This window comes from Streptomyces colwelliae, assembly GCF_048158785.1.
Lineage (GTDB): Bacteria > Actinomycetota > Actinomycetes > Streptomycetales > Streptomycetaceae > Streptomyces.
Genome location: NZ_JBLTJC010000619.1, coordinates 1 through 3,833, shown reverse-complemented (window position 1 = coordinate 3,833; position 3,833 = coordinate 1). Strand labels below are relative to the sequence as shown.

Below are 3,833 nucleotides of genomic sequence, written 5' to 3'. Positions count from 1 at the left end.
GTGGAGCGTGCGGCCCGTTACGAGATCCAGCGCCACGCCGCGGTGCTGAACTCCGGCGGCACGATCATCCAGGAGACCCGCCACTTCCACGAGGACACCGGGTCGACGACCTCGGGCCGCGTGAAGGGCGTGGACCACCCGTAGCAGTTCGGCCAAATCCCGGGGCTCGGCCGGGCGTACGGAATCGGCCAGCCGGTGCCACACCGTGACCGGGTGCCCCTCGACCAGGTGTGCCTTCGGGTCGGCGGCGCGCACCGCCGGGACGTCCGACTCGGCCAGCCACAGCGCGATGTCCAGCTCGCGCCGGGCGCGGTCGAGGAGTTCGGCGTCGCGACCGACCTTGACGACCAGGTCACCTGCGGCGAACACCGCGTTCTCGCCGAGGGCGAGGAGCCGCGCGTCCCGTGCCGGGCCGGGCAGTACGTCCGCCGCGGCCAGTACGTCCCGGGCCCGTGCCTCGTCCATCGTCCGCCTCCGAGTGATCCCTGTGCGTGTGCGTACGGCGTCGGGTTCCCGCCATCCGACCGCCAGTGTCGCATTCGCACAGGTGGGACGGCGTGCGAGGTGCCTTGACGAGGCACGACGTGTTCACGACCATGACGGGGCCCGACCGGGCCGTGCAAAGGGGCTGATTCCATGACATCGGTGACGGAGGTGAGGAGGCCGTCGAGTCGCGCGCCCAGCCGGGGCCACCGGCGACGCACTCACGACCACGCGGCCTGGTTCCTCGTCCTGCCCGCCCTGATCCCGATCCTCGTGCTCAGCGTCGGACCCCTCCTCTACGGCGTCCTGCTGGCCTTCACCGACTCCCAGTCGGGCCGCACCGCGCCCACCCAGTGGATCGGCGGTCTCAACTTCCGGGATCTGCTGCACGACACGCTGTTCTGGGAGTCGTTCCGGATCGGGCTGGTGTGGGCGGTCGGCGTGACCGTGCCGCAGTTCCTCCTCGCCCTCGGCCTCGCCCTGCTCCTCAATCAGGATCTACGGCTGCGCTGGCTCGCCCGGGCCCTCGCGATCGTCCCGTGGGCGATGCCTGAGGTCGTCGTCGGCATCATGTGGCGCATCGTCTACAACCCGGACGCCGGCATCCTCAACGAGACCCTGCACGACCTCGGCCTCGGGAACGGCCGGGACTGGCTCAGCAGCCTGACGACCGCGCTGCCCGCCGTGATCGTCGTCGGCGTCTGGGCCGGCATGCCGCAGACGACGGTCGCCCTGCTCGCCGGACTCCAGAACACCCCGCGCGAACTGCACGAGGCGGCGGCGGTCGACGGCGCCGGAGCCTGGCGCCGCTTCCGCACGGTCACCTGGCCCGCCCTCCGGCCGGTCGCGCTGGCGATCACGGCGCTCAACCTGATCTGGAACTTCAACTCGTTCGCCCTGGTCTACGTCCTGACCAACGGCGGACCCGGCGGCCGCACCCGGCTGCCCATGCTCTTCGCCTACGAAGAGGCCTTCCGCTACGGCCAGTTCGGCTACGCGGCGGCGATGGGATGTGTGATGGTCGCGGTGATCTCGGTGCTCCTCGCCGTCTTCCTCGTAGGACGGTTGAGGGGAGGCGACGACTCATGAGGACCAGGAGCACATCGAGGACCAGGAGCACCTCAGGGATGAGGACCAGCACCGGCGTCCGGGCCGGCCAGTACGTCGCCCTGCTCGCGTATCTCGTCTTCCTCGCCTTCCCCCTCCTCTGGCTGATCTCCACCGCCTTCAAGTCCCCGCGCGAGCTGGGCAGTCTGCACCCCACCTGGATCCCGAGGCACCCCACCCTCGCCAACTTCCGCCAGGCCTTCGACGAACAGCCGCTGCTGCACGCCGCGTCGAACTCCCTGCTCGCCGCGCTCGGGGCCGCGCTGATCGCCGTGGTGATCGCGACACCGATGGCCTGGGTCATGGCCCGGCGCCGGACGCCGCTCGCGCGGGCCGCGACCGGGTGGGTGGTGGTCAGCCAGGCGTTCCCGTTCGTACTGGTGATCATCCCGCTGTTCCTGGTGCTGAAGAACCTGCGGCTGATCGACTCCCTGGCCGGGCTGGTGCTGGTCTACGTCGTGTGGTCGCTGCCGTTCGCGCTGTGGATGCTCGTCGGGTATGTACGGGCGGTACCACCGGAGTTGGAGGAAGCGGCCGCGGTCGACGGGGCGGGGAGGCTGCGGACACTGGTGTCGGTGACGGCGCCCTTGCTCGCGCCGGGAATCGTGGCGACGGCACTGTTCGCGTTCGTCACCGCGTGGAACGAGTTCTTCTTCGCGCTGGTCCTGCTCAAGACCCCGGAGAAACAGACCCTGCCGGTCGTCCTCACCCACTTCATCGGCGCGGAGGGCGTCGCCGACCTCGGCCCGCTGGCCGCCGCCGCGTTCCTCGCGACCCTGCCCTCGCTGATCGTCTTCGCCCTGATCCAGCGCCGGATCACGGGCGGCATGCTCACCGGGGCGGTGAAGAGCTGATGCGGCCACGCTGGATCCTCACCCTCGCGCTGATCCTGCTCCTCGCCGGCTGCACGGGAGGCGGCGGCAACGGCTCCTCGGACGGCCGGATCACTCTCCGCTTCCAGTCCCTGGCCTGGCAGGACGAGTCCGTCACCGCCAACAAGGAACTGGTGAAGGAGTGGAACGCCACCCATCCCGACGTCAAGGTCGAGTACGTGCAGGGCAGTTGGGACAGCGTCCACGACCAGCTGCTCACCTCCTTCGAGGGCGGTGAGGCGCCGGACATCATCCACGACGCCTCCGACGACCTCGCGGACTTCGCCTACGGCGGCTACCTCGCCGACCTCCGGGACCTGCTGCCCGCCCGGCTCAAGTCCGAGATCCCGCAGCGCAGTTGGGACACGGCGACCTTCGGGGACGGGATCTACGGCGTGCCGTTCCTCCAGGAGCCACGGGTACTGATCGCCAACGCGACCTGGCTGAAGAAGGCGGGCGTCCGCATCCCGACCCCCGAACACCCTTGGAGCTGGCCCGAGTTCAGGGCCATCACCCGACAGTTGAGCGGCGACGGCAAGTACGGCGTGGCCTGGCCGCTCAAGGAGCCGGTGTCCGCCACGCTCAACCTGTCGCTGTCGACGGGCGGCGAGCTGTTCCACCGGGGTACGGACGGCAAGGTGACCGTCCGCTTCGACACGGCCGACCAGGTCGTACCGCGCACCATCCACGACCAGGTCGACGTGGACCACAGCGCCTCGCCCACCACCCTCGGCAGCGGCGGCTCCGACACCCTGCCCGGGTTCTTCGGCGGCAAGTACGCGATGATCCCGCTCGGCTTCTCCTACCGGCAGCAGATCGCGCAGCAGGCGCCCAAGGGCTTCGACTGGCAGGTCCTGCCCGCCCCGGCCGGCGCCGACGGCCTCACCCAGGGCGTCAGCCCGCAGACCCTGTCCATCGCCGAGGACAGCCCGCACAAGAAGGAGGCCGCCGAGTTCATCGACTTCCTCCTCCAGCCCAAGAACATGGTCCGACTCGCCCTGGGCGACTGGATGCTCCCCACCGGCACGCAGGCCCTCACAGACCCCGCCCTGCACACCACCAAGGACGACTGGGCGACCGGTACGGCCCTCGCCGACCACCTCGTCTCGGCACCTGCGCAGTCCGTACGCGGCTATCCCGAGTGGAAGGACAAGGTGGCGACTCCGGCGTTCCAGGAGTACTACAGCGGAGCGATCACCCTCGCCGACCTACGCCAACGCCTGGAGAGGGACGGCAACTTGGTACTGGCGAGATACCAGCGCTGACATGTACCCCAGGGCGGTGCAACTCCCTAGGGGCGCGGGGCTGTATCGATATGCGGCTCCGCCGCGTGGGCGCGACCAGCCACAACGCACCCGCACTCGCCAAACA

3 protein-coding genes and 1 pseudogene are annotated in these 3,833 nt (G+C 69.9%); 3 read left to right on the top strand and 1 reads right to left on the bottom strand.

Annotation, left to right across the window (positions count from 1 at the left end):
• Nucleotides 1-111: 111 nt before the first annotated feature.
• Nucleotides 112-465, bottom strand: a pseudogene (locus ACNFOC_RS52090) (phosphotransferase); the annotation flags it as partial.
• Between the two features lie 171 nt (nucleotides 466-636).
• On the opposite strand from ACNFOC_RS52090, the gene ACNFOC_RS52085 reads away from it, so the two are divergent.
• The 3 genes from ACNFOC_RS52085 to ACNFOC_RS52075 are packed head-to-tail and all read left to right on the top strand — an operon-like array spanning nucleotide 637 to nucleotide 3,727.
• On the top strand, nucleotides 637-1,572 hold the full coding sequence (locus tag ACNFOC_RS52085; RefSeq protein WP_416965975.1) for a carbohydrate ABC transporter permease: 936 nt from the start codon (nucleotides 637-639) through the stop codon (nucleotides 1,570-1,572).
• Between the two features lie 38 nt (nucleotides 1,573-1,610).
• Nucleotides 1,611-2,444, top strand: a complete 834-nt coding sequence (locus ACNFOC_RS52080) for a carbohydrate ABC transporter permease (protein ID WP_416965974.1) — start codon at nucleotides 1,611-1,613, stop codon at nucleotides 2,442-2,444.
• The gene (locus tag ACNFOC_RS52075) at nucleotides 2,444-3,727 is read left to right on the top strand and encodes an ABC transporter substrate-binding protein (protein ID WP_416965973.1); all 1,284 of its coding nucleotides are present in this window, start codon (nucleotides 2,444-2,446) and stop codon (nucleotides 3,725-3,727) included. Before ACNFOC_RS52080 ends, ACNFOC_RS52075 begins: the two co-directional genes overlap by 1 nt.
• The last annotated feature ends 106 nt before the right edge of the window (nucleotides 3,728-3,833 follow it).

Excerpts from the sequence above, each read along its gene's own strand:
- ACNFOC_RS52085 (WP_416965975.1), top strand. The coding sequence starts at position 637 with ATGACATCGGTGACGGAGGTGAGGAGGCCGTCGAGTCGCGCGCCCAGC.
- ACNFOC_RS52080 (WP_416965974.1), top strand. The coding sequence starts at position 1,611 with ATGAGGACCAGCACCGGCGTCCGGGCCGGCCAGTACGTCGCCCTGCTC.
- ACNFOC_RS52075 (WP_416965973.1), top strand. The coding sequence starts at position 2,444 with ATGCGGCCACGCTGGATCCTCACCCTCGCGCTGATCCTGCTCCTCGCC.